17 protein-coding genes are annotated in these 17,330 nt (G+C 62.3%); 12 read left to right on the top strand and 5 right to left on the bottom strand.

Annotation, left to right across the window (positions count from 1 at the left end; genetic code table 11):
* Positions 1-21: 21 nt before the first annotated feature.
* A complete protein-coding gene (locus tag V8P77_RS28825; protein WP_335915507.1) occupies positions 22-459 on the top strand; it encodes a response regulator in 438 nt (145 codons plus the stop codon).
* Between the two features lie 104 nt (positions 460-563).
* On the opposite strand, the gene V8P77_RS28820 is transcribed toward V8P77_RS28825, so the two are convergent.
* From V8P77_RS28820 to ybaL, 4 genes are all read right to left on the bottom strand, one after another.
* Positions 564-1,271 carry a sensor histidine kinase gene (locus V8P77_RS28820; protein WP_335915506.1) on the bottom strand — a complete coding sequence of 236 codons (708 nt, stop codon included), beginning with the start codon at positions 1,269-1,271 and terminating at the stop codon, positions 564-566.
* 158 nt (positions 1,272-1,429) lie between these two features.
* The gene (secD, locus tag V8P77_RS28815) at positions 1,430-3,979 is read right to left on the bottom strand and encodes a protein translocase subunit SecD (protein ID WP_335915505.1); all 2,550 of its coding nucleotides are present in this window, start codon (positions 3,977-3,979) and stop codon (positions 1,430-1,432) included.
* Between the two features lie 83 nt (positions 3,980-4,062).
* Positions 4,063-4,440 (bottom strand): hypothetical protein, encoded by a 378-nt coding sequence (locus V8P77_RS28810; RefSeq protein WP_335915504.1) that lies wholly within the window; start codon positions 4,438-4,440, stop codon positions 4,063-4,065.
* Between the two features lie 54 nt (positions 4,441-4,494).
* A complete protein-coding gene (gene ybaL / locus V8P77_RS28805) occupies positions 4,495-6,315 on the bottom strand; it encodes a YbaL family putative K(+) efflux transporter (RefSeq protein WP_335915502.1) in 1,821 nt (606 codons plus the stop codon).
* A gap of 34 nt (positions 6,316-6,349) precedes the next feature.
* Between ybaL and V8P77_RS28800 the strand changes: the two genes are divergently transcribed.
* Positions 6,350-6,649, top strand: coding sequence for a helix-turn-helix transcriptional regulator (locus V8P77_RS28800; protein ID WP_335915501.1), 300 nt, complete (start codon positions 6,350-6,352; stop codon positions 6,647-6,649).
* A gap of 81 nt (positions 6,650-6,730) precedes the next feature.
* On the opposite strand, the gene V8P77_RS28795 is transcribed toward V8P77_RS28800, so the two are convergent.
* Entirely contained in the window at positions 6,731-8,152 is a 1,422-nt protein-coding gene (locus V8P77_RS28795; protein ID WP_335915499.1) for an ArnT family glycosyltransferase, read from the bottom strand.
* 625 nt (positions 8,153-8,777) lie between these two features.
* On the opposite strand from V8P77_RS28795, the gene V8P77_RS28790 reads away from it, so the two are divergent.
* From V8P77_RS28790 to cheT, 10 genes are all read left to right on the top strand, one after another.
* Entirely contained in the window at positions 8,778-10,412 is a 1,635-nt protein-coding gene (locus V8P77_RS28790; RefSeq protein ID WP_335915497.1) for a globin-coupled sensor protein, read from the top strand.
* 63 nt (positions 10,413-10,475) lie between these two features.
* Positions 10,476-10,772: an STAS domain-containing protein gene (locus V8P77_RS28785; protein WP_003545491.1), complete on the top strand. Its 297-nt coding sequence runs from the start codon at positions 10,476-10,478 to the stop codon at positions 10,770-10,772.
* Positions 10,769-11,134 (top strand): chemotaxis response regulator CheY1, encoded by a 366-nt coding sequence (gene cheY1 / locus V8P77_RS28780; RefSeq protein ID WP_017958972.1) that lies wholly within the window; start codon positions 10,769-10,771, stop codon positions 11,132-11,134. Before V8P77_RS28785 ends, cheY1 begins: the two co-directional genes overlap by 4 nt.
* 17 nt (positions 11,135-11,151) lie before the next feature.
* Positions 11,152-13,437: a chemotaxis protein CheA gene (locus tag V8P77_RS28775; protein WP_335915491.1), complete on the top strand. Its 2,286-nt coding sequence runs from the start codon at positions 11,152-11,154 to the stop codon at positions 13,435-13,437.
* A gap of 4 nt (positions 13,438-13,441) precedes the next feature.
* Entirely contained in the window at positions 13,442-13,909 is a 468-nt protein-coding gene (locus V8P77_RS28770; protein ID WP_335915490.1) for a chemotaxis protein CheW, read from the top strand.
* Entirely contained in the window at positions 13,906-14,814 is a 909-nt protein-coding gene (cheR, locus tag V8P77_RS28765; RefSeq protein WP_018072553.1) for a protein-glutamate O-methyltransferase CheR, read from the top strand. Before V8P77_RS28770 ends, cheR begins: the two co-directional genes overlap by 4 nt.
* Positions 14,811-15,854, top strand: a complete 1,044-nt coding sequence (gene cheB, locus V8P77_RS28760) for a protein-glutamate O-methylesterase CheB (RefSeq protein WP_335915489.1) — start codon at positions 14,811-14,813, stop codon at positions 15,852-15,854. The genes cheR and cheB overlap by 4 nt, the downstream gene beginning before the upstream one ends.
* Entirely contained in the window at positions 15,855-16,244 is a 390-nt protein-coding gene (locus V8P77_RS28755; RefSeq protein WP_062942457.1) for a response regulator, read from the top strand. It abuts the gene before it with no gap.
* The gene (gene cheD, locus V8P77_RS28750; protein ID WP_003545509.1) at positions 16,241-16,795 is read left to right on the top strand and encodes a chemoreceptor glutamine deamidase CheD; all 555 of its coding nucleotides are present in this window, start codon (positions 16,241-16,243) and stop codon (positions 16,793-16,795) included. The genes V8P77_RS28755 and cheD overlap by 4 nt, the downstream gene beginning before the upstream one ends.
* Before the next feature lie 16 nt (positions 16,796-16,811).
* Positions 16,812-17,201, top strand: coding sequence for a chemotaxis protein CheT (gene cheT / locus V8P77_RS28745; protein ID WP_335915485.1), 390 nt, complete (start codon positions 16,812-16,814; stop codon positions 17,199-17,201).
* The last annotated feature ends 129 nt before the right edge of the window (positions 17,202-17,330 follow it).

Raw genomic sequence — 17,330 nt, 5'->3', positions numbered from 1 at the left:
TCGGATTGGGGAAATGAGACGATGATCACCGAAACGAGCCGAAGAAATGCCGTAAAGGTCCTCTTTGTCGACGACGAATTCATCGAATTCCGCGCGCTCAAGAAGAAGATCGCCGATCTCTCCGAGCCGGCTGTCGAGGTTGAATATTCGCAATCGATCGGTGACGCGCTGGAAAAGATCCGCTCGGCGCGCTTCGATCTCATCCTGCTCGACAATCGCCTTTTGCCCAATGCCGATTTCCGCGACACGGTGCCGGAGCTGCGCGGCATCGGTTACACCGGTCCGATCGGCGTCGTCTCGAGCGATATATCGGGCGGCTATTTCCAGGAATTCCCGGATTACGGCGTCGATTTCCGCATCGGCAAGGACGAAATCGATGCCCAGGCACTGCAGCACATCATCCGCGAATATGTGACCTATGACGTCCCGGATTTCTGGAAGGACGATTACAGCATCTAAAGCGCGTCGCGATCTTTCGGATTCGCTTGTCGCGCTTTAGTCTTTGTATTTTCGCAATTCCGGACGCAAAACCGCTGCACACTTTTGCTGGAGTTGCTCCAGTCTCAGGCAATCGGAAGGCGGATGATGAAGCGGCTGCCGCTTTCATCCGAATGTTCGAGGCTGATATCGCCGCCGAGCGCCGTCAGAAACTCCCGCGCCGTGGTCAACCCGAGACCGGCGCCCTGGACCGTTCCCGGCTTCGGCAATTTCCAGAAAGGCTCGAATATCTGCTCCCGATAGGCGGGATCGATGCCCGCCCCGTTGTCGGAAATCCGGATGAACCAGTCCGTTCCCTCGCGCTCTGCGGCAATGGCCACATGCGGCGCCGCTTCGCTGCGATACATGAGGGCATTGGTCAACAAGTGCCGCAGCACCAGACCAAAGAGGGCAGGGTCGGTCCGGATGGAGGGCAGGCCGTTGCTTTCGAGCGTCGCCTCGCCGACCGCCGTCTCGTCGGTCAGTTCGCCCCAGACATTTTCGGCGAGCGCTTGCAGATCGACCTCTTCAGGCGTCACCTGGGGTGTGCCACCGGCAAGGCTCATCAATGCCTTGGTGAGGCGCTGCGCCGTCTGCGCCTTTTCCATGATCATCCGCAGGCTCTGAAGCTGTTCACCGTCGAGCGTCTCCTCGAGATCGTCGAGCAGTAGCTCGGCATACATGGCGATATGGCGAAGCGGCGATTGCAGGTCGTGCGAAGCGGTCGCGAGAAAACGCTTGATGCGCTCCTCGCTGTCTCCGGCAAAAGTGGGTTTCGTCGGGTAAGATGACATCTGGTGGTTTCCCCGATCTTTTACAGCGCCGCGCATCTTTTCGGACGCGCGAAGGAACGCTGTAACTCCTTGAAATGGCAAATAATGCAGTAGCCGACAATAGAAAGAGGGCGCCGGCTCTGCAACCGGCGCCCTATCAAGGATGCGTTAACGGGATTTTAGCTCGCGGATTTGCGCGGGCGACCCTGTTCCGGCGGAATGATCTCGACTGCCTCATCGGTTGCCGGTGCGGCCTTGGCATGGCGGCGGCGCCAGTCGCCGAGGAAGAGCAGGATGGGTGCCGCGATGAAGATCGACGAGGCGCCGGCCACGAGAATGCCGAAGACCATCGGGATCGCGAAGCTCGAGACAGCACTACCGCCCCAGATCGCCATAGGCACCAGCGCGAGGAAGGCCGTCGCATTGGTGTAAAGGCTTCGCGCCAAGGTCTCGTTGATCGACTTGTCGATGATCTCGCGCAGCGGCATCGACTTATAGAGCCGCATGTTTTCGCGCATGCGGTCATAGACGACGACTTTGTCGTTCACCGAGTAGCCGACGAGCGTCAGGATGGCGGCGATCGCTGTCAGGTTGAAGTCGAGGCCGGTGATCGCGAAGAAGCCGATCGCCTTGGTGACGTCGAGCACCAGTGTGACGATGGCGCCGACGGCAAATGGCCATTCGAACCGCGCCCAGATGTAGAGCAGCATCGCGAAGCTTGCAATCACCACCGACAGGATGCCGGCCCAGGCAAGCTCGCCGCTAACCTTCGGACCGATGACGTCGGTGCCTTCGACGGTGGCGCCCGGGTCGATCTTGACCACTTCGGCCTTCAGCTTGGTCACCGCCGCCGTTTGCGCCTCTTCGCCGCCTTCCTGCCGCTGAGCTCGAACGAGAATGCTGTTGTTGTCGCCGAAGGTCTGCAGCGTGATTTCGCCAAGGCCGAGACTATCGAGACCCTCGCGGAATTTCGAAAGATCGGCCGCGTCTTTCGTCTTGACCGACATCTGAATGCCGCCGCGGAAGTCGACGCCGTAATTGAGGCCGGGATAGATGAACAGCACCACGGAGGCGATCGACAGCAGCGCCGAAACGGTGATGCCGAAGAAGCGCGCCTTCATGAACTGGATGTGCTTGTCATAGGGGCTGAACGGGATCAACGGCCGGATGTTCAGCACCTTGAGCTTGCTGCGGCGGGTGATCTCGATCATCGCCACACGCACGAAGGCAACCGATGTGAACATCGAGATGATCAGGCCGAGCGCCATGGTCACGGCAAAGCCGCGAACCGGTCCGGAGCCGAAAAAGAACAGGATGGCCGCAGCGATCAGGGCCGTCATGTTGCCGTCGATAATGGTCGAATAGGCACGGCGGAAGCCGGTGTCGATGGCGGCGAAGGCGCTCTTGCCCTTGCGCGTTTCTTCGCGGATGCGCTCGTTGATGAGAACGTTGGCGTCGACCGCAAGGCCGATACCGAGAACGACACCGGCAATGCCCGGCAGCGTCAGCGTCGCACCAACCAGCGTTAGCGCCGATAAGGTCAGGATCGTGTGGATCAACAGCGCGATATTCGCCAGAAAGCCCCAGGAGCCATAGAGAACGAAGATGAAGATGGCGACGAGGGCAAAACCGACTATGCCGGAATAAATGCCCATCTTGATGGCGTCGGCGCCGAGGTCAGCGCCGACGGTGCGCTCTTCGATGACCGTCAGCTTGGCGGGCAGGGCGCCGGCGCGCAGCATGGCGGCCAGCGTCGTGGCGCTATCGGCCGAGAAACTGCCGGAGATCTGGCCGGAACCGCCGGTGATCGGCTCGCGGATGACGGGCGCGCTCAGCACCTTGTTGTCGAGGACGATGGCGAAGGGATTGCCGACGTTCTGGCGGGTGATCTCGGCAAAGCGGGTGGCGCCGGCGCTGTCGAAGCGGAAGCTGACGATCGGCTCGCGCGTATTCGGATCGAAGCTGACGCGGGCATCCGAAAGGCGGTCGCCGGAGATTTCGACGCGGTCGAGAACCGGATAGGACCTGCCCTCATCGTCCTTCAGCATGGTCACGCCGGGTCCGGGCGCATTGTTCGGCGCCAGCATATGGAACGACATCTTGGCGGTGGAGCCGAGAAGTTCGCGCAGGCGCGACGGATCCTGCGCGCCCGGAAGCTGGACGAGCACGCGGTTGGCTCCGATGCGCTGAATGGTCGGCTCGGATACGCCGACCTGGTCGACACGCTGGCGAATGACTTCAAGGCTCTGCTGGACGGCGTTGTCGACATTGGCGGAGATGCCGGCCCGCGAGAAGCCGACAGTGATGGTCGCTCCGTTCGCCGTGACATCAAGATCCGCCTGGCCGGCGCTGAGGCCGGTGCTGATCGGGTTGGCAAGCGTCTTGAGTTCGGTGACGGCAGCATCGCTCTGTGAGGCATCGGCGAGCGTCACGACGATCTGGTTCTGGCTGCGGACCACGGCTCTCGGCTGGATGCCCTTTTCGCGCAGCACGCGGCGCGCGTCCTGAAGCAGCGATTGCAGCCGCTCCTTGGTAAGGTCGGCTTCGTCGACTTCCAGAACGAGGTGCGAACCGCCGCGAAGGTCGAGGCCGAGCGACACCTGCTCATGCGGCAGCCAGGCCGGCAGGCGCTGGAGGACGGATTGCGGTAGGACGTTCGGCAGGGCGATCAATAGGCCGATTAGGATGATCACCGTGTAGGTGACCACCAGCCATCGTGAAGTACGCATGTTGTATTCCTTGATATCGAGGGCCGGCGCTCGGGCGCTGGCGGCATGTCGTCAATGGTCGGAAGCGCCGATCGGCGCGAGCGTCAGGCAGCGACCGGCGGTGCGCGCGGCTGATGGGTCCTGGAGACTGCGGCATGAAGCGACGCTTCAAATGCCGGAAAAGGGGCGGCCGTGGTCCAGCCGGAAAAATCGACAGCCGGGGCGGCGGCAAGGGCAAGCGGTCCGGCGTCATGCGCCGCCTGCTTCGGCGCAAGCTTGCGTTCAGTAGCAAGCAGCCCGCGCACGGCATCGCGCGCAGTCAGCTGCGGCGGCTGCGAATCCCGATCGGAAGAGGAAAGCGTATTGACGGCGGCCGGCGAGATCACCAGATTGCCGCCAAAAAGCAGGCCGAGATAGGCAAGGACGGCGACGAGGAGGGAAGCGGCGATACGGCTCGTCAGACGGCGCTGGTCCAGCTCCATCTTCTCCGTCCCGGCGATGTCACTCCCGTATCGGCTCAAAAGCGCGCCAATCTCTCATTCTCTTTCCGGCGGAGGGTCATCCGTCGGCATAATTGTATCAGGCCCATGCCCGTCTTCATAGGGCACACTCTCATGATGCACTTGGGCGAGCCGGTCAACCATGCCCAGCGCGATTTCACGCTCGCCCATGATGACTGTGTCGGCGCCATATTGCTTCAGCTCATCGACCTCGGCGTCGGAATGGGCGCGGGCGACGATGAGGATAGATGGATTGACGCTGCGCGCCTGCTCGGCGATGCGGCAGGCTTCGAAGGCGTTCGGGATGGCGATGGCAATGCTGCGGGCGCCAGAGAGATTGGCAAGGTCGAGCGTTTCCCGCATCACCGCATTGCCCGCCAGAGTTTCGATGCCCTGCGCTTTCAGTTCGCCGATGCGCTTGTCGGAGTCCTCGATGACGAGAAAAGGTGTGGCTGACGACTTGAGATTCTGTCCGACGATGCTGCCAACCCGCCCGTAGCCGACGAGAATGGCGTGGCCGCTGAGGGCGGTCGGGTGCACCTCGTCGTCTTCGGGCGGTATCTCCTCCTGCGCTGCTATCGCATCCGCAGCGGGAGCAGGGTCTGCCACGACGTCTTCGCGCTTTGCACCATCCAGCAGCGGCCGCATGCGGTCGCAGAGGAAGAACAGCAGCGGATTGAGGATGATCGAGATGATGGCGCCGGCAAGGATCAGATCGCGGCCCTCCTCCGGCAGCAGCCCGAGTTCGACGCCGAGGGCGGCGAGGATGAAGGAGAATTCGCCGATCTGGCCGAGGCTTGCCGAAATCGTCAGCGCCGTGCCGAGCGGCTTCTTGAAGGCGAGCACGATCAGGAAGGCGGCGACGGACTTGCCGATGACGATGATGAAGATGGTGGCGAGGATCGGCAGCGGCTTGTCGATCAGGATGTTCGGATCGAACAGCATGCCGACCGAGACGAAGAACAGCACGGCAAAGGCGTCGCGCAGCGGCAGGCTTTCCTGCGCGGCGCGATGGCTGAGTTCGCTTTCGGCAAGCACCATGCCGGCAAAGAAGGCGCCGAGCGCCAGCGACACGCCGAAGAGCTTCGCCGCGCCGAAGGCGACGCCGAGCGCGATCGCCAGCACGCCGAGCCGGAAGAGTTCGCGCGAACCGGTATGGGCGATGCGGTGCATCGTCCAGGGAATGAGCTTGCGGCCGAAAACCAGCATCAGCGCCACGAACAATGCCACCTTCACCAGCGTCATGGCGATCATGCCACCGATGCCGAGATCGAGGCCGAACAGGCGGCTCAGCGCGGCCGAGAGCGGCTCGACAGGAGCGTGACCCTCACCGCCGATGCTGGCTGCGGCCGGGATCAGCACCAGCGCCAGCACCATGGCGAGATCCTCGACGATCAGCCAGCCGACAGCGATCCTGCCGCGCTCGGTTTCGACCAAGCGCCGCTCCTGCAGCGCTTTCAACAGCACAACGGTGGAGGCGACCGAAAGCGCCAGGCCGAAGACCAGGCTGCCGCCGGTCGGCCAGCCCATGAAGGCGCCGAGCCCCCAGCCGAGCAATGTCGCGAAAGCGATCTGCACGATCGCGCCGGGCACGGCGATGCCGCGCACCGACAGCAGGTCTTTCAGGGAGAAATGCAGCCCGACGCCGAACATCAGCAGGATGACGCCGATTTCGGCAAGCTGCGGCGCAAGGCTCTGATCCGCCACATAACCCGGCGTATGTGGCCCCACGAGCACGCCGGCGATCAGATAACCGACGAGCGGCGGCATCTGCAGCCGATGGGCGAAGGCGCCGAAGATGAAAGCCAGCACGAGGCCGCCGACGATTGTCGAAATCAAGGGCCTATCGTGTGGCATCTTTGTCTCCCGCTCTGGAAATCCTGTTCGTAATATGACATATATGGTCTATATCGACCAATATGGGCAATTTGAAATCATGGGTCAAGGCGCAAGGGAAACAACTCTCACTCCCGCTCTCTGCCGCGCGGCGCGCGGCCTGCTGGACTGGACCCAGACGGACCTTGCCGAAAAGGCCGCCGTCTCGCGCAGCACCATCCGCGATTACGAAGGCCGGCACCACGACATCCATCGCGCGACGGAGGCGCAGCTGCGCCTCGCCTTCGAGAAAGGCGGCGTCAAATTCGTGGAGATCGAAGGGACGGGCACCGGCCTCTGCCTGCCCACTGCATAAAATGATGCAGCCATTCAAAGTGTTACCGCGCCGCACCTCTGAAAAGAGGTTTGGCGCTGTCGTCGGGCAGGCTGAACACGCTCAGGGCGCCAGGCAGGTGGCAGAGACCTTGTAGATGGAAAGCGTCTTGCCCTTGTAATTGCCCTCCGTCGGCTGCCAGCTCTTCAGCACTTCCGGCGTCTCGGTGGCGCAGGTGAAGGCCCCGTCCGTCAAGAAAAGCACCTTGCCGCTGATGTCTGCGGGCAGAGCGAATTCCTGCTCGTAATAGCTTTCCGGAAGGCCGGCGGGCGCCCGCGCGTAGATCCTGTAGGATGCATCGCGGAGCGTATAGAAAAGATCGGCGACCATATCGCGATTGTCGGTGACGATGATATCGGTGCCGGCTTGCGCTGCGAGCGCGGCGGCCTCGCGGCTGACCTCGGCGCGGCCGAGATAGCGCTTCATCAGCGCGTCGCCGTTCGGCAGCAGCAGCTGATGCGGAAAGATCGTCGCCAGCGGAAAGAGCAGGCTGGCAATGCCGTTGATGGTCAGCGACAGCCTGATCCCCTTCGGCCACATCCGGTAAAGCAGCCAGACGGCAAGGATGGTGCCTGCGACATAGGCAGTCACCGCCCAGTTGGCATAGGCCTTGGCGACCGTTGCCTGCAGCGTGATGAGAACCACCACCGGCATCGACAGCCAGACCAGCATCTTCTCGCGATCGTCGCTCCTACCCTTGATCATGCGATAGACCGCCCAGAGCATCGCAAAGAAGATGATCGGCCCGACGACGCCGAATTGGGCGGCGAAGAATTCAAGCCCGCGACGGAGATTGATGCCAAGTTCGCTCCAATGGGCGATGTCCTGCGTATGCCGCACCGTCGTGTTGTCGTGCTGCAGGTTCCACCAGAGGTTCGGCAGGGCGACGACCGCCGCGACCGCGACCGCGATGATGAAATCGCGAATGGCGATGCGCGCCGCCGGAATGAGGAGGAGGGCAATCGCGCCGCCCGGAACGACGAACAGCACGGCATATTTCGTCAGGAAGGCGAGGCCGACGCCAAGGCCCATGACCAGCGCCAGCCCGACCGAGCGCCGCTGCGTCAAGCCGAAATAGGCAAGCAAGGCGATCGCGATGAAGAACAGCAGGATCACGTCGGTCGAGAAGAACACCGAAGAAAGCGCCACACCGGGGAGCGTGATATAGGTGGCGCCCGTCCAGCCTTCGATCTCCGGCCCGACGAAACGTTTTGCCGTCTTCATCAATACCAGTGCCGCTGCCATGTGGATCAGCGGTCCGAGCAGCCTGATCCAATAGATGGCGTTGGAGCCGGAAAGCTCGGTCATCGCCCGGATCACCCACGCAATCATCGGCGGCTTGGAATAATAGCCGAGGTCGAGGTTTTGCGACCAGAACCAATACTGCGCCTCGTCGACGAAAAGGTCCGTCGCATCGAAATTGAGCATGACCACGCGCCAGAGCGTGAAGCCAAGAACGATGAGGAGACCAGATCTGGGGGACATGAACCGATAGTTCCGCTGACATGAAAGGCGCGAGTGCGATACACCAAAGGCGCCGGACTGCCAACGGGGAAGGATGGGTTTTAGAACACCCGAAGGGCGCGGATGTCGCGGTTTGCGGCGAGGGAATCGAGGCGGGCGACGGCTGCAAGCAGCGTCATTGCAATCAAGCAGGCACCCAATCCGAGAACAATCATTGCTCTGTCCTTGTCGACGTCATGTCTTGGTTATCGACCGGCATATAACACGGAGCTTGCGTGTGCCTTGTAGCAGCCATGCAACTCCGCAACAGTATTTGCTGCGAAGGGTCTTGAATTGCTTCAAAAGCCTGTCCTCCGAAAGGCTTATTAACCTTCAAGCAAGGAATTAACCATAAACATTGGTGTACACGTCGGAATGGGAAGATGCACTCGTTCCCACCAGGCATGACGCCGTCCCGCCGTACCGGGTTGATCCGGTATCCATCTCTTCAGACAGCTCCGAAACATAGCTGATCAGGGGGTTTCGATCCGCCGGTTGTAACCGGTGGTGAGGACCGTCTCCACGCTTCGCGTTCAACGGATGCTGCGCAAGTTTTTGGCCGGGCCTTCGCCCGGAAAGTGGTTGGGGACAGGCGTTGAGGCAGGACATGCCATCAGATCAGGCTCGTGGAGCGCAGGCAGGCAGCTTGCGTGACCGCCTGCGCTTTGCCGGTCTCGATGGCGACCAGTGCGAGCTGGTGCGCCGTAACCGGCCGGCGCTCGAAGCGCATCTGAAGGCAGGCCTCAGGGATCTCTTCCACAGGTTCCAGTCATTCCCCGACGCCTCGCGCAATTTCGAGAGCGAGCGCCAGGTCGAGCGCCTGCATGATCTGCAGTCCTCGCATTGGGACGTGCTGACGGATGCGCGGTTCGACAGCCTCTATGCCGAGCGCGTCAAGGTCCTCTCCGATACCGAAAGCAAGATGGGCCTCGACCCGCGCTGGCACGTGGCCGGCCATGGCGTCATGCTGGAGCATGTCGTTTCCGGCCTCGCCGAGGAGATCGCCGGCCGTCCGCTGTTGCCGTCGGCCAAGCGCCGCGCCCGCGAAATCTCCGATCTGATGACGGCGATCATCCGCATCGTCATGGTCGACGTGGAAATTGCCGTCTCGCTCCGCTTCAATGCGCTGCGCGCCGCCCAGAGCCGCGCGCTTGCCGATCAGCGCGCCGACAATGAGGCCGAGATCATCAGGATCTTCGGCGATGTCATCGAAAGCCTGTCCGCACGCGACCTGACGCGCCGCGCGCCGGTTGACGGCGACGGCGCATATGGCGGCGTCGCCGTCGCGCTGAACGGCGCGCTGGACGGCCTCCAGGCCGAGTTCACCGCTATTACCGAGCGCACGGTCAAGGCCGAAGCGGCGACAGGCTCGCTTGCCGGCCTGTCGCGGCAGTTCGCCGGCACGGCTTCCGGACAGGCCGACCGGCTCCAGCTTTCCGCCGCTGCCCTTGCCGGTATCGCCGGCAGTGTTCGCGATGGCGCCGCCGACAGCCGCGCTGCCGAACAGGCGGCCGCCACGACGCGCGCCGCCGTCGAGGAAAGCGGCGAGGTGGTCGGCCGCGCGATCAGCGCCATGGCCGATATCGAGCAGTCGGCCGAAAAGATCGGCCAGATCATCGGTGCGATCGACGAGATCGCCTTCCAGACCAATCTTCTGGCGCTGAATGCCGGCATCGAGGCCGCTCGCGCCGGCGATTCCGGCCGCGGTTTTGCCGTCGTCGCCCAGGAAGTCCGCGCCCTTGCCCAGCGTTCGGCCGAAGCCGCCCGCGAGATCAAGACCCTGGTGACGACGACCAAGGCGCAGGTCGATGCCGGCGTGCAGATGGTCGGCCGCACACAGGATTCGATCGGCAGCATCGTGCGCCAGGTCACCGACATCAACGCCGCCATATCCGGCATCGCCATCCGAACCGGCGAACATGCCGCAAGCCTCGACAGCGTGACATCAGACGTCAAGGGCCTGGGTCATGAGGTGGCCGATAGCGCCGGCCTTGCGGAGCGCTCGGCCGAAGGCGCCGACCACCTCCACACCGTCATTCTCGAGCTCGGCCAGACGATTCGCGAATTCCGCATCGCCCGGGAAAACGCCACTGCCGGTCGCCCGGCGCCGGTGCGCGTGACACCGCCGCGCGCCCTTGAGGGCACTACCCGCCCGGCACCGGTCGTCGACGAATACGAAAATGACGATTTTGGCCTTCCGCAGGCGTTCGCAAGCGTCGGAGGTGGGCGGAATGTTTACTAACCTATCGGATGATTACCTCAGCTCGTCTTTTCGGGCCGGGGACAAGGGGACAAGGAAAAGCTGATGGCAGCAAAGAAGAGTGGCAAGACGCTGGATTTGACAGCGGTGCTCGACCTCAACGAGGCTTCCGCCTTGCGCGATAAACTCCTCTCTCTCCGGGGTAGCGGTCTTTCGATAGACGCTTCCGGCGTCGAACGGATCGGTGCTCTTTGCGCCCAGGTTCTGATGTCCGCCGAGAAGACCTGGGAGCAGGACAAGCAGCCGTTCACCTTCTCCAAGGTGTCCGACGCATTTCAGAAAACCATGCAGCTGGTTGGCGTCAATATTGACCACCTGCTTGCCAAGGAGATTCGGCAATGAAGAAAAAAGTGCTGACCGTGGATGATTCCCGCACCATCCGAAACATGCTTCTCGTGACGCTGAACAATGCCGGCTTCGAGACGATCCAGGCGGAAGACGGCATCGAGGGCCTCGAGATCCTCGAAGAGTCCAATCCTGACGTCATCGTGACCGACATCAACATGCCGCGCCTCGATGGTTTCGGCTTCATCGAAGGTGTCCGCCGCAACGAGAAATATCGGGCGATCCCGATCCTGGTCCTGACCACCGAAAGCGACGCGGAAAAGAAGAACCGCGCCCGCCAGGCTGGTGCCACGGGCTGGATCGTCAAGCCTTTCGACCCGGCCAAGCTGATCGATGCCATTGAGCGTGTAACCGCTTAAACCCAGGATTTGCTCCTATGGATATGAACGAAATCAAAGAGATCTTTTTCCAGGAGTGCGAGGAACAGCTCGCCGAGTTGGAATCCGGTCTTCTGAAATTGAATGATGGCGATCGCGATCCGGAAACCGTCAATGCGGTGTTCCGTGCCGTGCATTCGATCAAGGGTGGCGCCGGCGCCTTCGGCCTTGACGATCTGGTCGCCTTCGCCCATGTCTTCGAGACCACTCTCGATTGCGTTCGATCCAACAAGCTTGAGCCGAATCAGGACGTCCTGAAGGTGATGCTGAAGTCGGCCGACGTGCTCGCCGACCTGACGAATGCTGCGCGCGACGGCGGCAGCGTCGATGAAAGCCGCAGCCGCGGCCTCGTCAAGGAGCTCGAGGCGCTGGCCAACGGCGAATTGCCGTCTCCCTCTGCGTCAGCCGAGGCGCCTGCGCCGAAGACCGCCGCAAAGGCTGCTCCGGCCGTTCCGGCGCCGACCCCCAAGCCGACTGACGACAGCGGCTTCCAGCCGGTCCCCTTTTCCTTCGACGATTTTGGCGGCGAAGACGATGCGGGCGGCATGCCGACCTATGAAGTCATCTTCAAGCCGCGCTACGAACTCTATTCCAAGGGCAATGACGCCACCCTGCTGCTGCGTGATCTCTCGCGCCTGGGTGAAATGACGATCTATTGCAATACGGATGACCTGCCGGGCCTCGAGGAACTCGATCCGGAAGGCGCTTATTTCTTCTGGAACGTCACGATCAAGACGGACAAGGGTGAGGACGCCATCCGCACTGTCTTCGAATTCGCCGAGTGGGATTGCGAACTGACAGTGAAGCCGGTCGAAGAAGCAAGGGCTGACGCGACCAGCAACGACGAACTGCCGATGGTGCCGGTTCCCTTCGATCTGTCGATCCTGGACGAAACGGGCGCAATGGAAGAGTTTTCCGCCTCGGACGCGCGCGCCGAAGAGACGGCCGCAGCCGTTGCCGCCGCCGAGACCGCCTCCAACGTCACGCAGATGGTCGCCGCCCGCGTCGAAAAGAAGGAATCGGCAGCCGCCGCAGCGGCCGCAGCAAGTGCCGCCGCCCAGAACAATGCCGCCGGCGCCGGCCAGACGATCCGCGTCGATCTCGACCGTGTCGACCGCCTCATCAACCTCGTCGGCGAATTGGTCATCAACCAGGCGATGCTGTCGCAGAGCGTCATCGAGAACGACACGACCGGCACCTCCTCGATCAATATGGGCCTCGAGGAGCTGCAGCAGCTCACCCGAGAGATCCAGGACTCGGTCATGGCCATCCGTGCGCAGCCGGTAAAGCCGGTCTTCCAGCGCATGTCGCGTATCGTCCGCGAAATCGCCGACATGACCGGCAAGTCGATCCGCCTGATCACCGAGGGGGAAAACACCGAAGTCGACAAGACGGTGATCGACAAGCTCGCCGAACCGCTGACCCACATGATCCGCAATGCCGTCGACCACGGCATCGAAACGCCCGAAAAGCGTGCCGCCGCCGGCAAGAATACCGAAGGCACGGTCCGCCTGACCGCCAAGCATCGTTCGGGACGCATCCTGATCGAGCTTGCCGACGACGGCGCCGGCATCAACCGCGAGAAGGTCCGCCAGAAGGCGATCGACAACGACCTCATCCCGGCCGATTCAAACCTGTCGGACGAAGAAATCGACAACCTGATCTTCCTGCCGGGCTTCTCGACGGCCGACAAGATCTCCGACATCTCCGGCCGCGGCGTCGGCATGGACGTCGTCAAGCGTTCGATCCAGGCGCTCGGCGGCCGCATCAACATCACTTCGAAACCGGGTCACGGCTCGGTCTTCACCATGAGCCTGCCGCTGACGCTCGCCGTCCTCGACGGCATGGTGGTCACCGTCGCCGGCCAGACGCTGGTCGTGCCATTGACGGCGATCGTCGAAACCCTGCAGCCGGAAGCGGCCGCGATCCACTCCTTCGGTGCGAACCACCGACTGATCTCGATCCGCAACAGCTTCTGCCCGCTGGTCGATGTCGGCCGCATCCTGAACTTCCGCGCCACCCAGGCCAATCCGGTCGAGGGCGTGGCGCTTCTGGTGGAATCCGAAGGCGGCGGACAGCGCGCCCTGATGGTCGATGCCATCCAGGGTCAGCGCCAGGTGGTCATCAAGAGCCTGGAAGCGAACTACACCCATGTGCCGGGCATTGCCGCCGCCACCATCCTCGGTGACGGGCGCGTCGCTCTCATCCTCGATGTCGACGCGGTCGTCGGTGCCTCGCGCGGCCAGTCGCTCAAAGCGGAAATGTCGTTAGCAGCGGTGGGATAAGGGAATGTCGTACACTGTAAAAAATCTGAACGAAGGGGATCGCGAGCTGATCGCGTTCCGCATCGGGGATCAGGAATTTTGCGTGAACATCATGTCGGTTCGCGAAATCCGCGGCTGGACCCCGGCAACCGCCATGCCGCATTCGCCTGGCTATATGCTGGGTGTCATCAACCTGCGCGGCGCGGTGCTGCCGATCATCGATCTTGCGGCCCGGCTCGGCATGAAGCCGGCCGATCCGACTGCCCGTCATGTCATCATCGTCGCCCAGGTCCGGCGTAAGGTCGTCGGCCTGCTGGTCGATGCCGTTTCCGATATCCTGACGGTGACCGAAGAAACCATCCAGCCGACGCCTGAGATCTCCTCCGAACTCGAGCGTCAATTTGCCCGCGGCGTTCTCGCCATCGAGAAGCGCATGATCTGCCTGATCGAACTCGAATCCCTCTTTCCAGAGACCGAAAGCGAAGCTGCATGAGTGTAATGGGCGCAAAAGATCAGAGGCAGGGATCCGACGAGGTCCTGGCGAGCGGAGAATATCCGCTGACGCGCCGCGACCTCACCGAGATCGCCGCGATGATCTATTCGGATGCCGGCATCTTCCTCAACGAGACGAAGGCGTCGCTCGTCTATTCGCGCCTGTCGAAGCATATCCGCAATCTCGGCCTGTCCGGCTTCCGGGAGTATTGCGACCTCGTCGCTTCGCCGGCGGGTGCTGCGCCGCGCCGCGAGATGCTCTCGCATCTGACGACCAATTTTACCCGCTTCTTCCGCGAAAACCATCATTTCGACCATCTGCGCGACCATGTCCTGCCGGAGCTTCTGCAGCGGGCGAGATCGGGCGGCAGGGTGCGCATCTGGTCGGCCGCCTCTTCCGACGGGCAGGAACCCTATTCGATCGCGCTGACGGTGCTGTCGCTGATGCCGAATGTCGCGGATTATGACTTCAAGATCCTGGCAACCGACATCGATCCGAAGATCCTCGCGATCGCCCGGGCCGGCGCCTATGACGAGAGCGCGCTCGAAACAGTATCGCCCGCCATGCGCAAGCAATGGTTCAGCGAAGTCGAGGTGCAGGGCCGCCGGAAGTTCCAGGTCGACGACCGCGTGAAGCGGCTGATCACCTACAACGAGCTGAACCTGATGGCGCAATGGCCGTTCAAGGGCAAGTTCGACGTCATCTTCTGCCGCAACGTCGTCATCTATTTCGACGAGCCGACGCAGATGAAGATCTGGCAGCGCTTCGCTGGTCTGCTGCCGGAGGGTGGTCATCTCTATATCGGCCATTCCGAACGTGTTTCGGGCGAGGCAAAACACGTCTTCGACAATATCGGGATCACGACCTATCGCTATACGGCCAAAGGTCTCGGGAGGAAGGCATGAGCGCTCCGGCAAGGGTTCTCGTTGTTGACGACTCGCCGACGATGCGGGGGCTGATCACCGCCGTCTTGAGTTCCGATCCCGAGGTCAACGTCATCGGCCAGGCCGGCGACGCTCTGGAAGCGCGCGAGGCGATCAAGCGGCTGAACCCCGACGTCCTGACGCTCGACATCGAGATGCCAAACATGAACGGCCTCGATTTCCTCGAAAAGATCATGACGCTGCGTCCGATGCCGGTGATCATGGTATCCACGATGACCCATCGCGGCGCCGAGGCGACGCTTGCGGCGCTGGAGATCGGCGCGTTCGACTGCGTCGGCAAGCCCGCGCCGGGCGAGCTCAGGCCTTTCGGCGACCTCGCCGAGAAGGTCAAGGCCGCCGCGCGCACGCAACGCCAGTATTCCCAGCCCGCCGCCGCCGTCGCGCCCCCACCCTCGGTCGCCGACTTCCGCGTCGGCCGCAAGATCGTCGCGATCGGCTCGTCGACCGGCGGCGTCGAGGCACTCATTGCCGTACTGCAGAAATTTCCGGCGAATTGCCCGCCGACCGTCATCACCCAGCATATGCCGCCCACCTTCACCAAAAGCTTCGCCGAACGGCTGAACCGCCTCTGTGCGCCGGTGGTGCAGGAAGCGACCGACGGCGCCCGACTCGAAATCGGCAAGATCTATCTGGCGCCCGGCGGCGAGCGTCACCTGCAGGTCAGCGGTGCCTCGGCACCGTGCTGCCGTCTCATTGACCGCGCGCCGGTCAACGGTCACCGCCCCTCGGTGGACGTGCTGTTCGATTCGGTCGCGGAACTGGCGGGCCGCAACGCTGTCGGCGTGATTTTGACCGGAATGGGCCGCGATGGCGCCGCCGGATTGTTGAAAATGCGCCACGCCGGCGCCAGAACGCTCGGCCAGAACGAAAAAACCTGTGTCGTTTACGGAATGCCAAGGGTTGCTCATGAACTTGGCGCCGTTGAGCAGCAGCTGCCGCTGTCTGCCATCGGTGAAGAAATATTGAAAATGACAGCCGCCCGAAAGGAAGGGACCGAATAAATGTCGATCGCGGAGAAAATCAAAGTTCTGATCGTCGACGATCAGGTAACGAGCCGGTTGCTGCTCAGCGACGCGCTGACGCAGCTCGGTTTCAAGCAGATCACGTCGGCCGGCGACGGTGAGCAGGGCATGAAGATCATGTCCGAGCAGCCGCACCACCTGGTGATCTCGGACTTCAACATGCCGAAGATGGATGGCATCGGCTTCCTTCAGGCGGTGCGCACCAACCCCAACACCAAGAAAGCGGCCTTCATCATCCTGACCGCCCAGGGCGACCGCGCACTGGTGCAGAAGGCGGCCCAGCTCGGCGCCAACAACGTGCTCGCCAAGCCGTTCACGATCGAGAAGATGAAAGCGGCCATCGAAGCCGTGTTTGGAGCCCTGAAATGATCACTGAGGGGGCAGCCCGCCGCGTACATATCATTCAGGGCGAGTACAAGGTTCTGAACGATCCGAATGCGGTCCTCTCGACCATTCTCGGTTCGTGCGTGGCTGCGTGCCTCAGAGATCCTGTCGCCGGTGTCGGCGGCATGAACCACTTTCTGCTGCCCGGTTCGGCGACGTCGCCGACATCAGGCGGCGATGCCACGCGGTACGGCGTGCATCTGATGGAACTGCTGATCAACGGTCTCCTGAAGCAGGGCGCCCGGCGCGACCGGCTGGAGGCAAAGATCTTCGGCGGCGCGAAGACGATCTCGACATTCTCCAATGTCGGTGAGCAGAACGCGGCCTTCGCCGTGCAGTTCCTGAGGGATGAAGGCATTCCGGTGGTCGGTTCCTCGACCGGCGGAGAGCATGGACGCAAGCTTGAATATTGGCCGGTCTCCGGTCGTGCCCGGCAATACCCCCTGACCGGCGCCGAAACGCAGAGAACCGTCGCTCTCGAGCAGCGTCCCGCCGCTCCGCAGAAGCCCGTCGAAACCAGTATCGAATTTTTTTGATGGCGAGGATTTTCATATGACATTTACCCAGATGACGGAGCCGCCCGCGCCTATCGAAGCGCTGAGCGACATCCTGATGCGCATCGTGTCCGAACTGCACGATGTCGCCTATCTCATCGAGCGCATCGAGCCGCAGCTTCTCGAAATCGGCGGCGCCGAAATCCTGAATTCGCCGGATGCCATGAAGGTCATGCAGGGCATCGATCTGGCCGTGCAGAAATCACGCGGCCTTGCCGAATTCATCGACACCATCACCGGCGAAATCCCGCACGGCTGGGCAGTCGACGTCGCAACCGCGCTCAGCCTCGTCAAGCTGGCGGAGATGCAGAAGGCATTGGGCGGCGCCACACGCCACGGCCATTCCCAGCCGTTGAGCAAGGCAGCCGGCGACTTCGATTTCTTCTAAAGCGCGTCGCGATCTTTCAGATTCGCTCCTCGCGCTTTAGGTCTTTGTTTTTACGCATGTCGTTGTCGCAAAACCGCCGCACACTTTTGCGCGACATGCTTTAGGTCGTGGTGACGATTTAAGGTTTGG

It is taken from the genome of Rhizobium aouanii (genome assembly GCF_037002925.1).
Taxonomy (GTDB): Bacteria; Pseudomonadota; Alphaproteobacteria; order Rhizobiales; family Rhizobiaceae; genus Rhizobium; species Rhizobium aouanii.
This window is presented reverse-complemented; position numbering and strand designations above follow the sequence as displayed.

Bases quoted from the DNA above. Each gene is read 5' to 3' on its own strand.
- cheT (WP_335915485.1), top strand. From the start codon at position 16,812: ATGACATTTACCCAGATGACGGAGCCGCCCGCGCCTATCGAAGCGCTG.
- V8P77_RS28820 (WP_335915506.1), bottom strand. From the start codon at position 1,271: ATGTCATCTTACCCGACGAAACCCACTTTTGCCGGAGACAGCGAGGAG.
- V8P77_RS28770 (WP_335915490.1), top strand. From the start codon at position 13,442: ATGTCGTACACTGTAAAAAATCTGAACGAAGGGGATCGCGAGCTGATC.
- cheY1 (WP_017958972.1), top strand. From the start codon at position 10,769: ATGAAGAAAAAAGTGCTGACCGTGGATGATTCCCGCACCATCCGAAAC.
- V8P77_RS28810 (WP_335915504.1), bottom strand. From the start codon at position 4,440: ATGGAGCTGGACCAGCGCCGTCTGACGAGCCGTATCGCCGCTTCCCTC.
- V8P77_RS28755 (WP_062942457.1), top strand. From the start codon at position 15,855: ATGTCGATCGCGGAGAAAATCAAAGTTCTGATCGTCGACGATCAGGTA.
- ybaL (WP_335915502.1), bottom strand. From the start codon at position 6,315: ATGCCACACGATAGGCCCTTGATTTCGACAATCGTCGGCGGCCTCGTG.
- V8P77_RS28800 (WP_335915501.1), top strand. From the start codon at position 6,350: ATGACATATATGGTCTATATCGACCAATATGGGCAATTTGAAATCATG.
- V8P77_RS28790 (WP_335915497.1), top strand. From the start codon at position 8,778: ATGCCATCAGATCAGGCTCGTGGAGCGCAGGCAGGCAGCTTGCGTGAC.
- cheD (WP_003545509.1), top strand. From the start codon at position 16,241: ATGATCACTGAGGGGGCAGCCCGCCGCGTACATATCATTCAGGGCGAG.
- V8P77_RS28775 (WP_335915491.1), top strand. From the start codon at position 11,152: ATGGATATGAACGAAATCAAAGAGATCTTTTTCCAGGAGTGCGAGGAA.
- V8P77_RS28795 (WP_335915499.1), bottom strand. From the start codon at position 8,152: ATGTCCCCCAGATCTGGTCTCCTCATCGTTCTTGGCTTCACGCTCTGG.
- cheB (WP_335915489.1), top strand. From the start codon at position 14,811: ATGAGCGCTCCGGCAAGGGTTCTCGTTGTTGACGACTCGCCGACGATG.
- V8P77_RS28785 (WP_003545491.1), top strand. From the start codon at position 10,476: ATGGCAGCAAAGAAGAGTGGCAAGACGCTGGATTTGACAGCGGTGCTC.
- V8P77_RS28825 (WP_335915507.1), top strand. From the start codon at position 22: ATGATCACCGAAACGAGCCGAAGAAATGCCGTAAAGGTCCTCTTTGTC.
- cheR (WP_018072553.1), top strand. From the start codon at position 13,906: ATGAGTGTAATGGGCGCAAAAGATCAGAGGCAGGGATCCGACGAGGTC.
- secD (WP_335915505.1), bottom strand. From the start codon at position 3,979: ATGCGTACTTCACGATGGCTGGTGGTCACCTACACGGTGATCATCCTA.